This is a genomic window from Streptomyces sp. NPDC093598, from assembly GCF_044764825.1.
Lineage (GTDB): Bacteria > Actinomycetota > Actinomycetes > Streptomycetales > Streptomycetaceae > Streptomyces.
The window spans coordinates 249,207-263,652 of the sequence record NZ_JBIWIV010000002.1; the positions used below are offsets into that span (position 1 = coordinate 249,207).

A 14,446-nucleotide genomic window follows, 5' to 3' on the forward strand; every position below is an offset into this window, starting at 1 on the left:
GATCCACCGATCTTGGCATGCTCATCACGCTCGGCGCGGTGAAGCCAGGAGGTACCTCGTTCCGGTGCGCGGCTCACGGTGCTCGCTCACCTGCCAGCCTGCCCCCTCCAGGGTGGCCGCGCAGGCCCGCAGCGCCTCGCCGTCCGGCTCGTGCACGGCGACGGCCTCCGGTTGCGGAGTCTCCCGTACTCGGTAGCCCGCGCCCTCCTGGCCCGCGGGGCCGTGCCCGGCCGCCTCCAGCGCCAGCGCGGCGGCCTGCACCAGATGCGTACGCTCCCAGCCGCACGGCCGGTCCACTGACCCGTCCGGGTTGGTCATCCGGCGCAGCTCCAGCAGCCCCTGCCAGGCGCTGTGCACTTCGCGGCGCCGGGCGGGCCCGGCATGCACAGGGGTCTCCTCGCCGCCGACCCGTGCCGCGAAGACGCCCGCCGATGCCGGGGCCTGGGCGGCGGGCTCGGGCGTCTCCAGCACGCCCTGCCGCACCCGGTGCCCCTCCGGTGTCAGGAAGTGATCGTGCGGCGGCCTCGGGTGCCGGAAGGCCAGCCCCCGCTTCACCAGAGCGGCGAGCTGCGCCTCCGTGCCCCTGAGCCGCCCGGTCACCGGGTCGGCGGCGTCGATGACACGCCGCTGCGCGGCGGTCGGCGGTCGGGTCACGGCGTGCTCCTCTCCTGCCTCGGACAGGCCCCGGGGCTCCTCGCCCCACCTGTGGGAAGGGGCTCCTGGCCCACCTGCTCGAAGGGCCTCACCCCACCTGCTCGAAGGCTACGACCCGCCACTGACATTCCGGGCCGGGACACCTCCCCGCCACCCACCGCGGCTCGCCGCGCGCCGGGGCTCAGGTCGCCACGTGGCGACCAGCGCGGCCGCCAGCAGCAGTTCGGCCAGGTCACCGCCGTAGTACATGACTTCCGCCCCGTCCTGCACCTGGTCGATGGGCGCATGGATGTCGACCCAGAAGCCGCCGTACATCAACTGGGAGATCACGGCGTGCGCCGCGATCGCGACGCCGAGGTAGACCAGTCGGGCCCTGACCCCCGGCCGGGCGGGGGCCGGGTCGGGGCCGGCGATGGCGTAGGCGAACAGGCATCCGGAGAGCAGGAAGTGCGCGTGCAGCAGCCAGTGCGCGGCCTGGCTGGTCGTGGTCGCGTTGTACAGCGGGGTGAAGTACAGCACCGCGAGGCTGCCCGTGGAGAGCGCCAGTGCGACCGCCGGGTGGGCGATCACGCGGGCGGGCAGGCTGTGCAGCACGGTGGTCAGACGCCGGCCCAGGGGCGCGGGCAGGGTGCGCAGCAGGAGCGTGACGGGGGCGGCCAGGACCAGTGCGAGCGGCGCGTACATGCCGATGAGGAGGTGCTGGGCCATGTGCCCGCGGAAGTCCTCGTGAGCGAAGGGGGCCACGGGCGGCAGCAGCGCGACGCCGAGCAGGAAGATCCCGCCCAGGAACCAGCCGGTCCGCCACCGGCTCCAGCCGAGGGCCGGATTGCGGAGCCGCGCCCGGCGGACGAGCAGCAGGTAGGCACCGAAGGCGGCAGGCAGCACGAGCCCGGGCGGCAGCCAGTCCAGGGTGGCGCTGCCCGCGTCGTGCCCGTGCTCGGGCAGGGGGTGGTGGCCCATCAGCCGTGCCGGCCCTCATGCCGGTCGGCGGGTGCGCCGGGGGCGAAGGGCCGGCCGCTGCGCTGGAGCAGGTAGCCGCCGGCGACCAGCAGGGCGCCCAGGACGAGGAAGCCGATGTCCCACCAGACCTGGCCCTCCCCGGCGTAGACGTGGTGGATGCCGAGGACGTGGTGGTCCAGGACGCCCTCCACGAGGTTGAACAGGCCCCAGCCGACGAGCATCCAGCCCCACAGCACCCGGGAGGTCCACACCCGCAGCCGGTCGTGGGTCACCCGCGAGTACAGCACGGCCAGCCCGAGCAGGACCGCAAGCCAGCACACGGTGTGGAAGACGCCGTCCCACAGGGTGTTCATCTCCAGGCCGGAGACGGTGTGGGGGTTGTAGTACTTCACCCCGATGCGGTCCTGGTTGGTGCTGGAGAGCATGTGGTGCCACTGCAAAAGCTGGTGCAGCAGGATGCCGTCGACGAACCCGCCCATCCCCACCCCGAGCACGATGCCCGGCAACTGGATGCTCGCCGGTGGTGCGGTGCCGACCCGGGTGTCGCCCTGCGTGGTGGCCATCACTCGTCTCCGCTCCTGCCTGGGGGAAGGACCGAAGACGACGTTCCCCTCTGCGCAGCGCTCACGCCCTGCGCACGGCCTCCATCCGGCTCAACGACCTTTTCCGGCCGTCCCCGCGTCTCGGCAGTCGCGCGGCGCCTACTGCCGGTACCCGCCGAGGAACCGCCCGATCCGCCCGATGGCCGCCTCCAGGTCGTCCGCGTGCGGCAGGGTCAGGATGCGGAAGTGGTCCGGGGCCGGCCAGTTGAAGCCCGTGCCCTGGACCACCTGGATCTTCTCCCGCAGCAGCAGGTCCAGGACGAACCGCTCGTCGTCGTGGATCTTGTGCACCTTGGGGTCGAGGCGCGGGAAGGCGTACAGCGCGCCCTTGGGCTTCACGCAGGTCACGCCCGGGATCTCGTTGAGCATCCGCCAGGCCACGTCCCGCTGCTCCAGCAGCCGCCCGCCCGGGGTGGTCAGCTCGCGGATGGACTGCCGGCCGCCCAGCGCGGCCTGGATGGCGTACTGCGCGGGCGCGTTGGCGCACAGCCGCATGGAGGCCAGCATGGTGAGGCCCTCCAGGTAGTCCTTGGCGTGCTGCCGCGGGCCCGTGACCACGAGCCAGCCGGAGCGGAAGCCCGCCACGCGGTAGGTCTTGGACAGGCCGCAGAAGGTGAGGACCACCAGGTCGGGGGCGAGCGCGGCGGCCGAGTGGTGCACGGCGTCGTCGTAGAGGATCTGGTCGTAGATCTCGTCGGCGAAGACCATGAGGCCGTGCCGCCGGGCGAGGTCGAGGATGCCCTCGACGATCTCCTTGGGGTAGACCGCGCCGGTGGGGTTGTTCGGGTTGATGATCACGACCGCCTTCGTACGGTCGGTGATCTTCGACGCCATGTCGTCGAGGTCGGGGTACCAGTCGGCCTGTTCGTCGCACAGGTAGTGGACCGCCTTGCCGCCCGCGAGAGTCGTCACCGCCGTCCAGAGGGGGAAGTCGGGGGCGGGGATGAGGATCTCGTCGCCGTCCTCGATGAGCGCCTGCACGGCCATCGACACCAGTTCCGAGACGCCGTTGCCGAGGAAGACGTCGTCGACGCCGACCTCCAGGCCCAGGGTCTGGTAGCGCTGGGCGACCGCGCGGCGAGCGGAGAGGATGCCGCGCGAGTCGGTGTAACCGTGGGCCTGCGGCAGCATCCGGATCATGTCCTGGATGATCTCCTCCGGCGCCTCGAACCCGAAGAGCGCGGGATTGCCCGTGTTCAGGCGCAGCACGCTGTGGCCCGCCTCCTCCAGCGCGTTGGCGTGCTCGATGACCGGGCCGCGGATCTCGTAACAGACCTCGCTGAGCTTGCTGGACTGCCGGAACTCCATGCGCCGCTACCCCTCTGCCGAACTGTGTTGCTTGGTTTTACCAAGTAGGCGCTTGGAAAGTCCAACAACTTGTCTAGACTGCGTCGCATGCCACCTCGCCGAAGCTACGACCAGTACTGCTCCGCCGCCCGTGCGCTCGACGTCGTCGGCGACCGCTGGACCCTGCTGATCGTCCGGGAGCTCCTCGCCGGTCCTCGCCGCTACACCGACCTGCACGCGGATCTGCCCGGCGTCAGCACGGACGTACTCGCTTCGCGGCTGAAGGACATGGAGCGCGACGGCCTCGCGACCCGGCGCCGGCTGCCCCCGCCCGGTGCGGCCTTCGTGTACGAACTCACGGCACACGGACGGACGTTGCTGTCCGTGTTGCAGGCGCTGGGGGAGTGGGGGCAGGCGGAGCTCGGGGAGCGCCGGGCGACGGACGCGGTGCGGGCGCACTGGTTCGCCCTGCCCCTGCTGCGCCTGCTGGACGGCGAGGGGCTCGTCGAAGTCCGCCTGGAGGAAGGCCTGTTCCATCTGTACGCCGGCGCCGAGGAGGGGCCCGTGTACGGCGACGGCCCCGCCCCCGGGGAGCCGGACGCCCGGCTGGTCCTGGACACCGCCACGTGCACGGCCATCGCCCGCGGTGAGCTGAGCCTGGCCCACGCCGTGCGGGACGGCCGGGTCGCGGTGAGCGGCGAGGGCACCCTGGCCAAGGCACTGCGCGAGGAATGAGAGAAGGCCCGCACGGGGCGGGCCTCCTGGAGGTGATCAGGTGAGGGGCCGGTCAGGCCCCCGGCGGCACCCGGGACGGCCGCCCCGTCCCGCGCGTCAGCGCGTACCCGCCGACGCCGGCCAGCGCGGCCAGGATCCCGCCGGCCGCGGTCCACACCCACCGGTCAGACCACCGGCCGGACGCCCATCCGTCCTCGGGTTCGAGACCGGCCAGCACCGCCGCGTCCTCCCGCTCCTCCTCGGGCTTCGTGGCGACCCCCGGCACCAGCGGCTCGGCGAGCGAGCCGTCCACCGCCGCGGATCCGCCGATGTCCCTGGAGTCCACCCGCACTTCGCTGCCGACCGGCAGGCCGAGGTCGGCGGTGGGGACGCCGGTGGCCGTCAGCCGGATGTAGTAGGTGCCGGGCAGCGGGTCGTTCGCCCACGGCTCCGACCAGGCGCGGACCGTGCGCAGCACGCAGGCCAGCTCCACGGAGGAGGCGTCCGCCGCCGCGGTGCGCGTCTGCGCCCCGTACTGACAGGCCTGGCGGCGGCGCAGACCGTCGTAGACGTCGATCTGCCAGGTCTGGGACGCGTGGGTCTCCGGGAGCTTCACCGTCGCCTTGACCGTGGGGCGCTGCCCGGTGTCGGCGGGGAACGACCAGTACAGGTAGTCGCCGGTGGAGCCGCTCGCCGTGGCCGACTGCCCCTGCTCGATCTCCGTCGCCGTACGGAACGACGTGCCGGCCCGCGTGGGGGCCGACGTGCCGTCCTGCGACGGACTCGGCGAGGCGTCGGCAGCGGCCGGGGCGGCCGCCACTCCCAGGGTCAGCAACGCCGCGCTCAACGCTCGTACCACTCGCATCAGTTGGTCCTCCAGACCGCGACCCGCCAGCGCGACAGCCAGCCCCAGACGAGACCGGCGAGGAAGCCGGTGAGGATCAGCACACCGAGCAGCCACCAGCCGCGGCCCAGGCCGAAGGCGGCCACGTCGCCCGCCCGGCCCGGGGCGTCCACGACGTCCACCGTCAACTCCAGCGGCAGACCCGGCGTGGCCTTCACGCCCGAGGCCGCCGAGAAGGAGTGCGAGACGGCCAGGCAGACCGCCTCAGCGGGAGCGTCCTCGTCATCGCTCTCGGCCTTCGGGTAGCGCAGGCCCGTCGAGATCACGTCCGTACGGCCGTTGCCCGCCGCCTCGCCGCGCACGATCTCGCGGCCCTTCGACGTGACGGCCCGCAGCAAGACGCCGTAGCCAGGGTTCACGGCCCGGTCCGCGGCGACGCTCACCGAGGCGCGCAGCTCCTGACCCGGCCGCACGTCCACCCGGTACCAGCGCTGCTGACCGAACTCCTCCCGGTCCGAGTACAGGCCGGACTTCAGTGTCGGTGACCCGGCGCACCGGTCGGCGCCCTCCGCCGGCACCGGCGTCACCACCGGATCGGCCGCCCGGTCCACCAACTCGTTCACACGGTCGGTGAGTTCGTCCTGGTGCTCGACCGAGGTGTACGTGCCGCCGGTGGCCTCGGCGATACAGCTCAGCTGCCTGCTCAGCTCGGCGGTCGGCACCAGGCCCAGGGTGTCGATGGTCAGGCCGATGCCCTTGGCCGCGATCTCACGGGCCACCTCGCACGGGTCGAGCGGGGCGCAGGTGTCCTCGCCGTCGCTGATCAGCACGATGCGCTTGGAGCCGTCGCCGCCGTCCAGGTCGCCGGCCGCCTTCAGCAGGGCCGGGCCGATCGGCGTCCAGCCCGTCGGGGAGAGGGTGGCGACGGCCGTCTTGGCCTCGGTGCGGTCGAGCGGGCCGACCGGGTAGAGCTGCGCGGTGTCCTTGCAGCCCGTCTTCCGGTCGTCGCCGGGGTAGTTCGCACCGAGGGTGCGGATGCCGAGTTCGACCTCCTCGGGCGTCGCGTCGAGCACCTCGTTGAACGCCTGCTTCGCGGCGGCCATCCGTGACTGGCCGTCGATGTCCCGGGCCCGCATCGAGCCGCTGACGTCGAGGACGAGGTCGACCTTGGGGGCGTCCCGGCCCGTGGGTTCACCGGCGGCCGCCCCGGCCGGGAACGCGAGCCCGGCTGTCAGCGCGGCGAGCAGGGCACATACCCCTGCCGCCAGGCGTGTTTTTGTGATCATCGCCGGATCCTATTGATCACCTCGGCCCGGCTCCAAAACGGGGCTCATCGCAGAGGATTGGGCAGTTCCGCCCACTGGTCCCCGGGTGTCCGCGGCGACAGCCGCATCAGCGTCAGCGCCTTCGTGGGCAGGGGATCCGCGCACAGTGCCGCGAGGTCGGGGGTGCGCGGGAGGTCCCGTACGGCCGTCTCCAGCGCCGCCGCGAGCGCCGGGCCCGACCCGGCCGTGCCGGCCAGCGCGCCCGCCACGAGCGAGCCGAACAGCTTGCGGCGGAGCGTGCGTTCGTCGTCCGTGACCATCCGGGCGGGCAGCTCGGGCACCGTGATGCCGTGCCGGGCCAGGCGGGCCGGGCTCACGCGGATGTCGGCCAGGTCGCGGTAGACCAGCCGCAGCGGATCGCCCGCCGCCGAGAGGACCACCAAGAGGTTCTGGCCGTGCGCCTCCAGGGCCACGCCCAGCTCCAGCAGCCGCAGGCCCACCGTGAGGGCGAGCCGGGTGAAACCGGCCAGCCAGGCGGGGGAGTGGGGGAGGCCGGTGGTGGCGAGCGCCGCCACCGGCAGGACCCGTTCGCCGCTGCCCGCGTAGGTCTGCGGCGACTCCCGCAGGACGGCCGCGAAGTCGGGGGAACCGGCCGCCGCCGCGCCCAGGGTGCGGGTGACGTGCAGCAGGCCGTCCGTGCGCGCCGCCGGTGTCCCGGCGAAGTCCGACAGCACCGCCGACGCGGCGACCGAGGGCAGCGAGATGTCCCGCACCGAGGACGTCAGGCGGGCGCTCAGCGAGGTCTTCACATGCGGCCCGCCGGGCAGGGCCAGCGTTCGCAGGGACATCAGCGGATGGGCCGGGCTCCGCTCCTCGCACACCCGCTTCAGCACATGCGCCGCCTGCCACGGGTGCACCGGCAGCACCACCCGCCCCCCATCCCGCAGCTCGTCCGGCCACACGCCCGTCACCAGGCACTCCTCCGCCCGGACCGGCACCATCCCCAGCTCCACGACCGGCCGGTGCTCGGGCCCGTAGGCGAGCTGTTCGGCCACCGAGAAGCCGGGCCGGGACCGGCACGTCGGGTGGAACGGATGCCCGTCGGCGATTCGCTGTTCCCACTCCCAGTCGTTCTCCGGCCACGCGTCCCGATCGCCCTCCTGCCCCGCTCTCGACAGCGCCAACGAGGCCACGCTGTGCCCGAGTTCGGCGGCGAAGGAAGCGGAGTGCGGTACGGCGAGGTCCGTCATCAGCCGCGCCGGATCCTGGTACGCCGCCGCGCCGAGCCGTACGGCGGTGACGTACGCGCCGGTCGCGTACGGATCGGGCCGGGGGCCGTGCAGCCGGCGGCCGTCGGACAGGGACAGCGTCAGACCGTCCCGGCCCCGCTCCCTGCGGGTGACCCAGGGCAGGGGATCATGGGCGAGACCGCGCCACAGCCGGGACAGCACGGCCGCCCGGGCGCCGGGCAGTTCGGCCTCGTACCGCGGCAGCAGGCCGGGCCGCACGACGGACAGCTCGTCTGCGACCTCGGTCTCGGCGGTGGGGGGACGGTGCACGGGCGGGCTCCTCGGGTACGCATAGGGGGCGTCACAGCGGAATGGCGACGACCGACATACTGATCATCTCCGCCCGGAACGCTGGAAGGACCATAGGGACGAGTGGAACGCGTGGACCTCATGCCCCCGCCCGCCGACGACGACTCGGCCCCCGGCGACTGTGCCCCCGGTGACAGCGCGGCCGTCGGCGCTCTCGCCGACGCGTATGCCGCCGTGCCCCTGTTGAACTGCCTGCTGCGGGAGGTGGCCCGGCCGGTGCGCCAGGAGGGCGGACACCGTGTCCACCGGCTGCCCGGCGGGGACCGGCTGCTGCGGGTGCGCGGGACGCGGCGGCCCGCCGAGCCGGAGGTCCGCCTGGCGGGCGCCTGGCACCGCGTCGGCCACACCGAACTGGTCGAGCTCGTCGCCGAGGAGTTGCGCCGGCACACCGGGCTGTCCAATCACGAACTGCCCGCCGAGATGCTCGACAGCCGCGACGCCGTGGCCGCCCTGCTGGCCGCCCGGGCCCGGGCGGCCCCGCCCGACGACCTCTACCTGCGCTCGGAACAGTCCCTCCTCACCGGCCACACCCACCACCCGGCCCCCAAGGCGCGGGGAGGCGGCCCGGCCGCCGGCTGGCTGCCGTACGCGCCCGAGGCGTACGCCCGGTTCCCGATGGCCCTGCTCGGGCTGCGGGAGGACGCCGTCGTCGAGGAGGGCGACACCTCCGCCCTCGACGCCCTCGGCACGGCCCCGCCCGGCTACCGCCTGCTCCCGGCCCACCCCTGGCAGCTGGACCTGGCCGCCCCGGAGCTCGCCGCCGCCTTCGCCGACGGCAGGCTGGTCCGGCTCGGCACGACCGCCTTCGACACCTGGCCCACGGCCGCCATCCGCACGCTCCACACGCCCGAGCACGACCTGTTCCTGAAGTTCAGCCTGGACGTGCGCATCACCAACGACGTCCGCCGCCTGTGGCGCCACGACCTGCTCGCCCTGCGCCGGACCGACGCGGCCGTCCGCTCCGCCTTCGCGACGTTCGACGGCCCCGCGGCCTGGCTCAGTGACCGCGGCTACCGCACCGCCGACTTCGCCTTCGAGGCCCTGGCCGTCCTCGTCCGCGACGGCTTGGGCGGACACCTCCTGCCCGGCGCGACCCCACTGCTCGCCGCCGGTCTCGTCGAGGGCTTCGACGGCAGCCCGCTCGACCGCTCCGCCGACCCCGGGGCCTGGTGGGCGGCGTACCTGGCCCAGGTCGTGCCCCCGGCGCTGACGGCGTTCGCCGAGCACGGCGTCGTCATCGAGGCCCACCTGCAGAACACCCTGGTCGGGGTGGACGCCGAAGGGCTGCCGGTGCAGGCGCTGTACCGGGACGCCGAGGGCGTGAAGCTGCTGCCGGACGTGTCGCGGGAGGCCGGCTGGGAGCGGCTCGTGTACTGCCTGGTCGTCAACCACCTCATGGAGATCGCCGGCGCCCTCACCGAACACCACCCCGCATTCGACCCCTGGCCCGCCGCCCGCCGTGAACTCGCCCGCCACGACCTTCCGGAGATCCCCGCCCTGCTCACCTCACCGACCCTGCCCGCCAAGACCAACCTGCTGCTGCGCTGGACGGGCGCGGACGGCGCCGACGCCCGCTACCGGCCGCTGCCCAACCCGCTGAGGGAGGCACCGTGACCGGCCGGACCTCCGGCGCCGCCCCGGCCGCGCCTGTGGGCGGAGCGGTGCCGTGCCGCATCGTCGTCTGCCGGGCCTGCTGCTGCGGCAGCCCCAAGGTCACCGGCGTCGATCACGCCGCCCAGACCGAGCGTCTGCGCGAGGCGGCACCGGTACGCGTCTCCGACTGCCTCGACGTCTGCGACCAGGCCAACGTCGTCGTCGTCCAGCCGTCCGCCGAGGGCCGGGCCGCCGGAGGCCGGCCGGTGTGGCTGGGCCTGGTCAACGACCAGGCCGCCACCGAGGACGTCGTCTCCTGGGTGCGGGAGGGCGGTCCCGGCGTCGCGCCCCTGCCCGACATCCTCGATCTGTACGTCTTCACACCGCTCGCGCGACGCCGCTCCGCGAGCTCATGACGGGGCCGGTACGCACAGCACGGGCACGGTCGACAGGTGCAGCAGCTTGTGCGGAGTCGAGCCCAGCAGCGCCCCGCGCACCGGGGACTCGCCCCACGTGCCCACCACGATGACCCTGGCCTCGTGGCGGGCCGCGGCGTCGAGCAGCGCTTGCGCGGGCCGCTCGTCGATGAGCTCCACCGAGCTGCTCACACCGGCCTCGTCGGCCACCCGGACCGCGTGACCGAGCGCGGTGCTGCCGGCCTCGCGGACGGCCTCGTGATGGGCGCCGTACTCCTCGCCCGTGACGCCGGGGGCGGCGACGCCGTAGACGATCACCAGCGGTTCGTCGTAGGCCGCCGCCACCTCGATGGCGACGCGCAGTGCGCTCAGGGCGCCCGGGGACTCGTCGTAGCCGAGGACCACCGACATCTTCAGGACTCCTTGCCGTCGACGAGGGCCGGGTCGACCACGCTCGGGTGTTCCGACCAGAAGGCGGGTGCCGTCAGCCGCCGCACGATCATGAGGACGACGCCCGTGACGACGATGCCGATACCGATGACGAGCGGGGGACCGAGCCCGAACCACGAGACGCCGCTGTAGGAGTTGGCGGGGTCGGACATGTCGGCCACGGATTCCACCAGCAGCCACGCCAGCAGCCCCGCGCCGACCAGCGGGCCGAGGCCGATCAGGGTGAAGTTGCGGACGCTGCGGGTCAGTTGGCGGCGGTAGTAGACCGCGCAGGCGAGTCCCGTGAGGGCGTAGTAGAAGGCGATCAGCAGGGACAGGGCGGTGAGGGAGTCGAAGAGGGCGTTCTCACTGACGTGGAAGAGGACGAGGTACCAGGCGATGGCGATGCCGGCGACCCACCAGGTGCTCACGTTGGGGGTGCGGAAGCGCGGGTGGATGCGGCCGAAGTGGGCGGGCAGCGCGTGCCGGCGTGCCATGGACAGGCCCGTGCGCGACGCCGGGATGATCGTCGTCTGGGTGGAGGCGAGCGCGGAGGTCGAGACCGCCAGCAGCACGACCCAGTCCCAGCCGCCCATGGCCTCCTCGGCGAGCAGGGCGAAGATGAACTCCTCCTCCGCGGCGTTCTCGGCGAGATAGTCCGTGCCGGCGTAGGCCACGACCGCGAAGGCGACCGCGAGATAGGTCACCAGCAGCAGCACCGTCGACCAGACGGCCGCCTTGCCGGGGGCGGTGGCCGAGTTCTCGACCTCCTCGGTGAGGTTGACCGCCGACTCCCACCCCCAGTAGATGAACACGCCCAGCAGCAGGGACGCGGTCAGGGACGCCCCGCCGGCCCCGAACGGGTCGAGCCAGCCGAACTCCGGATCGATGGCGTCGAGGGTGCCGGTGCCGGAGTAGACGCGGTGGAGCGCCACCACGGCGAAGGCGAGCAGACAGACGACCTGCGCCAGGATGAGGACGTTCTGCACCTTGGCCGACACCTCGGTGCCGATCACGCAGACGGCCGTCATCGCCAGGATGAGCAGCACCGTCAGCACCTGGCGCACCGCGTCGTTCTCGGCCCAGCCGTCCAGGCCCACGGCGAGCAGGAAAAACGTCACGGCGACGTCCGCGAGCGATCCGACGACCAGGACGCCGGTCATCGTGATGGCCCAGCCGCCGAGCCAGCCCGCCCACGGCCCCATGGCCCGGGTGACCCAGGAGAACGTCGTGCCGCAGTCCTGGTCGACCTTGTTGAGGTAGTAGAACGCCGACGCGATCAGCAGCATGGGCACGAACGACGCGAGCATCACTCCGGGGGCGTGGATGCCCACGAGCGCCACGATCGGGCCGATGACCGCCGCCACGGAGTACGCGGGGGACGTCGCGTTGAGCCCGATGACCAGCGCGTCGACGAACCCGATCGCATTGGGCTTCAGGCTCGCCTCCGGGGGCGGGCCCGGGTCCGTGATGTCCTTGGCCATGCTCCCTCGCTCCCGTTGTGTGTGCGTCCATACAACAGGCACTTACGGAGCGATTTACCTATTGATCTACTTTTCGTGCGTCATGTCGCTTTCCGTCCACGGACCAGCAGGTGCCGGAAGTACGGCGTGCCGATCACCGCCGTCATCAGGCCGGCGCAGCCGCGGTCCGCCCCCGTGCCCTGGTGGGCCGGCGGCACGTGCGGGTCGTACCGGTCGCCGTCCTGCTCGGCGCCGCGCTCGTCTGCACTGCCGGTCTGCTCGGCCGCACCCTCATCGCGCCCGCCCAGCTGGGCGGGCGCGCGGCGAAGGTGAGCCGATATCGCCTTGCCAAGAAGGTGTGCCGGCCGCGCTCCGGCGGGCCGCGGTCAGTCGCCGGTCGTCTTGTCCATCAGCGCGCCGTACGCCAGTTGCAGCGTGTCCGCCCCGGCCAGGGCGGTGAGCGTGCCCATGGCCGTACGGGTCGCGCGCGGCCAGAGCAGCTGGCCGGCGGTCAGGGTCGAGGCCACCCAGACACTCAGGCAGAACGGGCAGGTCGCGAGCTCGCCGACGGTGTGCCTGCCCTGCTCGGGCTGTGCCTCCTCGTGCAGCTCGGCCGGGCCCTGCGGCCCGACGTACCGGGTGAAGGGGGCCCGCAGCGGACTGGTCACCGACGCCTTGCTGAGCAGCCGGCTGAGCCGGAACGTGGCCACCGACGTCAGGACCACGTCCCACGGCTCGGGCCGCTCGGGCACCGGGCGCCCGCTGCGCCGTACCGCCGTGGTCCAGGCCGCCGTGTACGCCGCGAAGCCCGCCATGGCCGCGAGATAGCCGCCCAGTGGACGGTCGTGCCCTGCCGCGTAGTTCCGGCCGGTGCGCCGGAGGACTCCCTGCAGCCGGCGCGCGAGGCGGCTGTCAGTCACGGTCGCCGTGCCCATGGGCCACCCCCGCTCGTGTTGCGTTCCTCTGCCCGGCCGGCTCCCCGCCGTCCTGGTGCCGCAGGCGCACCTCGACATGGCCGCCGGTGACCCGCGTGTCGAAGGAGGGCTGGGGGGCGGTGGCCGGTCCGCGTACGTTCCAGCCGTCGGAGAGCCGGAAGACGCTGCCGTGCCACGGGCACCGCACACAGCCGTCGGCGACGGTGCCCTCGGACAGCGGCCCCGCGAGGTGGCTGCACCGCTCGGCCAGCGCGTGGATCGCCCCGCCGGTCTCGCGCACCACCAGCACCGGCACGTCGTCCACGCTGCGCCGCACCGGTTCCCCGACCGGGAACTCGTCGACGGTTCCGATCCGGTGCCACCCCCCGGAGACGACGTTCGGGACCTCTTCGGCGTGGTTGGCGCCGGACGCCTGCCGGTAGGCCAGGTGGCCGCCCAGCATGCCGCCGAGTCCGACCGCCGTCAGCCCCAGGAAGCCGTACGCCCGGCCTGCCCCCTCGCGCCCCTTGAGGCGGCAGGCGAGCGAGGCGGCGTACAGACCGACGGCCGCCGTGTTGGACAGGGCGTGCACCAGCCCGATCCGCTGCTGGCGGCGGTGCAGCTCCGCCCAGTCCACCCAGCCGGCCACGGCCGCGGGGGCCGCGGCGCCCAGCCCGACCCCCACCAGCAGCCGCGCCTCGCGGGAGCCGCCGGGGCGCAGGTCCAAGGCCGCCGCCGACAGCCAGCTTCCGATCGGCACCTGCACCATCAGCGGATGCACCGGGTGCCCCAGCCACCTGCCGTGCAGCAGGTCCCGGCCGCGCCCCAGGGGCAGGGCCCGCACGCCCTTGCGCAGCGTGTCGATCACCGCATCGGCCCTGGGCTCGTGCTCCAGGCGGTCCAGCAACCACAGGACCCGGTTCTGCCGCATCACGCGGCGACGTGGGGTTGCGTTCATGCTCGGCCGGGTCCCCACCGGTACCGGCGGCAAACGGAACGGCCGGGCCCGGACGATTGCCATACCCCCCGGGAGCTGCCGAGGAAGTAGCTGCATCAGACTCTGATCACGGTGACCCGTCCGCTGCACAGCGCGGTCAGGTCCTCGGGTTCCGGGGTGAGGATCGTGACCGGTCCGGGTGCAGCGAGGGCGGTGGCGCTGAGCATGGCGCCGATGGCGTACGTGTGGCCGTGCAGGCCGGCGTCGGCGAGGAGGGCGGCGGCGTGGCGGGCGAGGGGTTCGGTGACCGGTTCGACCACGAGGCGGGAGAGGGTCCACTCCAGGGCGGGGCGGTTGATCCGCGGGTGGACGACTTCCACCAGGGTGGCCGCGGAGGTGATCACCCGTAGGTCGTCGGCGCGTGCGAGGGCGAGCCAGGCGGTGACGGAGCGGTCGCCCGCCGCTCCTGTGCTTCTGGAACATCAGGGCGGGCCGGCCGTCCGTGCTGATCGAGCCGGCGGACGGAAGGTCGAGCCCTGCCACCAGGTTGAGCAGTGTGGACTTGCCGCAGCCGGAGGCTCCCAGGTGGGTGACGAACTCGCCGGGTGCGACATCGAGCGTGATGTCGTCCAGGACGAGCTGCTGTCCGCCGGGCGTGCCCGGTGCGCGGAAGACTTCGAGACGTGCTCGACGCGGGCGGCGTGCGTCACCGTCGTGGCGTCCTCAGCGGCCTTGGCGGTCGCGGTGGCCATGGTCGCCACCTCCTGGGA

General features: G+C 73.3%; 15 protein-coding genes and 2 pseudogenes. 4 read left to right on the plus strand and 13 right to left on the minus strand.

The window, feature by feature from the left end:
• Window positions 1–24: 24 nt before the first annotated feature.
• The 4 genes from ACIRDU_RS07140 to ACIRDU_RS07155 all read right to left on the minus strand — a co-directional run bounded on the left by ACIRDU_RS07140 (window position 25) and on the right by ACIRDU_RS07155 (window position 3,524).
• Window positions 25–654 carry a hypothetical protein gene (locus ACIRDU_RS07140; protein ID WP_403575638.1) on the minus strand — a complete coding sequence of 210 codons (630 nt, stop codon included), beginning with the start codon at window positions 652–654 and terminating at the stop codon, window positions 25–27.
• A 108-nt stretch (window positions 655–762) separates the two neighbouring features.
• The gene (locus ACIRDU_RS07145; RefSeq protein ID WP_403577286.1) at window positions 763–1,617 is read right to left on the minus strand and encodes a cytochrome c oxidase assembly protein; all 855 of its coding nucleotides are present in this window, start codon (window positions 1,615–1,617) and stop codon (window positions 763–765) included.
• On the minus strand, window positions 1,614–2,177 hold the full coding sequence (locus ACIRDU_RS07150) for a DUF2243 domain-containing protein (protein ID WP_403575640.1): 564 nt from the start codon (window positions 2,175–2,177) through the stop codon (window positions 1,614–1,616). The genes ACIRDU_RS07145 and ACIRDU_RS07150 overlap by 4 nt, the downstream gene beginning before the upstream one ends.
• 138 nt (window positions 2,178–2,315) lie before the next feature.
• Window positions 2,316–3,524: a pyridoxal phosphate-dependent aminotransferase gene (locus tag ACIRDU_RS07155; RefSeq protein WP_403575642.1), complete on the minus strand. Its 1,209-nt coding sequence runs from the start codon at window positions 3,522–3,524 to the stop codon at window positions 2,316–2,318.
• 87 nt (window positions 3,525–3,611) lie between these two features.
• On the opposite strand from ACIRDU_RS07155, the gene ACIRDU_RS07160 reads away from it, so the two are divergent.
• Window positions 3,612–4,238, plus strand: coding sequence for a winged helix-turn-helix transcriptional regulator (locus tag ACIRDU_RS07160; protein ID WP_403575644.1), 627 nt, complete (start codon window positions 3,612–3,614; stop codon window positions 4,236–4,238).
• 52 nt (window positions 4,239–4,290) lie between these two features.
• Here the strand turns inward: ACIRDU_RS07160 and ACIRDU_RS07165 are convergent, their stop codons facing one another.
• The 3 genes from ACIRDU_RS07165 to ACIRDU_RS07175 are packed head-to-tail and all read right to left on the minus strand — an operon-like array spanning window position 4,291 to window position 7,885.
• Window positions 4,291–5,082: a hypothetical protein gene (locus tag ACIRDU_RS07165; protein ID WP_403575646.1), complete on the minus strand. Its 792-nt coding sequence runs from the start codon at window positions 5,080–5,082 to the stop codon at window positions 4,291–4,293.
• Window positions 5,082–6,347, minus strand: coding sequence for a VWA domain-containing protein (locus ACIRDU_RS07170; protein WP_403575648.1), 1,266 nt, complete (start codon window positions 6,345–6,347; stop codon window positions 5,082–5,084). The genes ACIRDU_RS07165 and ACIRDU_RS07170 overlap by 1 nt, the downstream gene beginning before the upstream one ends.
• A gap of 44 nt (window positions 6,348–6,391) precedes the next feature.
• Window positions 6,392–7,885 carry an IucA/IucC family protein gene (locus ACIRDU_RS07175; protein WP_403575650.1) on the minus strand — a complete coding sequence of 498 codons (1,494 nt, stop codon included), beginning with the start codon at window positions 7,883–7,885 and terminating at the stop codon, window positions 6,392–6,394.
• A gap of 102 nt (window positions 7,886–7,987) precedes the next feature.
• On the opposite strand from ACIRDU_RS07175, the gene ACIRDU_RS07180 reads away from it, so the two are divergent.
• Window positions 7,988–9,538, plus strand: a complete 1,551-nt coding sequence (locus ACIRDU_RS07180; protein ID WP_403575652.1) for an IucA/IucC family protein — start codon at window positions 7,988–7,990, stop codon at window positions 9,536–9,538.
• Complete coding sequence (locus ACIRDU_RS07185; RefSeq protein WP_403575654.1) at window positions 9,535–9,933, plus strand: (2Fe-2S) ferredoxin domain-containing protein; 399 nt, start codon at window positions 9,535–9,537, stop codon at window positions 9,931–9,933. Before ACIRDU_RS07180 ends, ACIRDU_RS07185 begins: the two co-directional genes overlap by 4 nt.
• Here the strand turns inward: ACIRDU_RS07185 and ACIRDU_RS07190 are convergent.
• On the minus strand, window positions 9,928–10,344 hold the full coding sequence (locus ACIRDU_RS07190; protein WP_403575656.1) for a universal stress protein: 417 nt from the start codon (window positions 10,342–10,344) through the stop codon (window positions 9,928–9,930). The genes ACIRDU_RS07185 and ACIRDU_RS07190 overlap by 6 nt on opposite strands.
• A 2-nt stretch (window positions 10,345–10,346) precedes the next feature.
• The gene (locus ACIRDU_RS07195) at window positions 10,347–11,846 is read right to left on the minus strand and encodes an APC family permease (protein ID WP_403575658.1); all 1,500 of its coding nucleotides are present in this window, start codon (window positions 11,844–11,846) and stop codon (window positions 10,347–10,349) included.
• A gap of 173 nt (window positions 11,847–12,019) precedes the next feature.
• Here ACIRDU_RS07195 and ACIRDU_RS07200 point away from each other — a divergent pair.
• Window positions 12,020–12,139 (plus strand): annotated as a pseudogene (locus tag ACIRDU_RS07200) (ferrichrome ABC transporter permease); the annotation flags it as partial.
• A gap of 72 nt (window positions 12,140–12,211) precedes the next feature.
• Here ACIRDU_RS07200 and ACIRDU_RS07205 read toward each other — a convergent pair.
• The 4 genes and pseudogenes from ACIRDU_RS07205 to ACIRDU_RS07220 form a co-directional block, all read right to left on the minus strand.
• On the minus strand, window positions 12,212–12,760 hold the full coding sequence (locus ACIRDU_RS07205) for a DUF1360 domain-containing protein (RefSeq protein ID WP_403575660.1): 549 nt from the start codon (window positions 12,758–12,760) through the stop codon (window positions 12,212–12,214).
• Entirely contained in the window at window positions 12,738–13,670 is a 933-nt protein-coding gene (locus ACIRDU_RS07210) for a Rieske 2Fe-2S domain-containing protein (RefSeq protein ID WP_403577289.1), read from the minus strand. Before ACIRDU_RS07210 ends, ACIRDU_RS07205 begins: the two co-directional genes overlap by 23 nt.
• A gap of 122 nt (window positions 13,671–13,792) precedes the next feature.
• On the minus strand, window positions 13,793–14,080 hold the full coding sequence (locus tag ACIRDU_RS07215) for a DNA-binding protein (protein ID WP_403575662.1): 288 nt from the start codon (window positions 14,078–14,080) through the stop codon (window positions 13,793–13,795).
• A gap of 64 nt (window positions 14,081–14,144) precedes the next feature.
• Window positions 14,145–14,428 (minus strand): annotated as a pseudogene (locus ACIRDU_RS07220) (ATP-binding cassette domain-containing protein); the annotation flags it as partial.
• Between the last annotated feature and the right edge of the window lie 18 nt (window positions 14,429–14,446).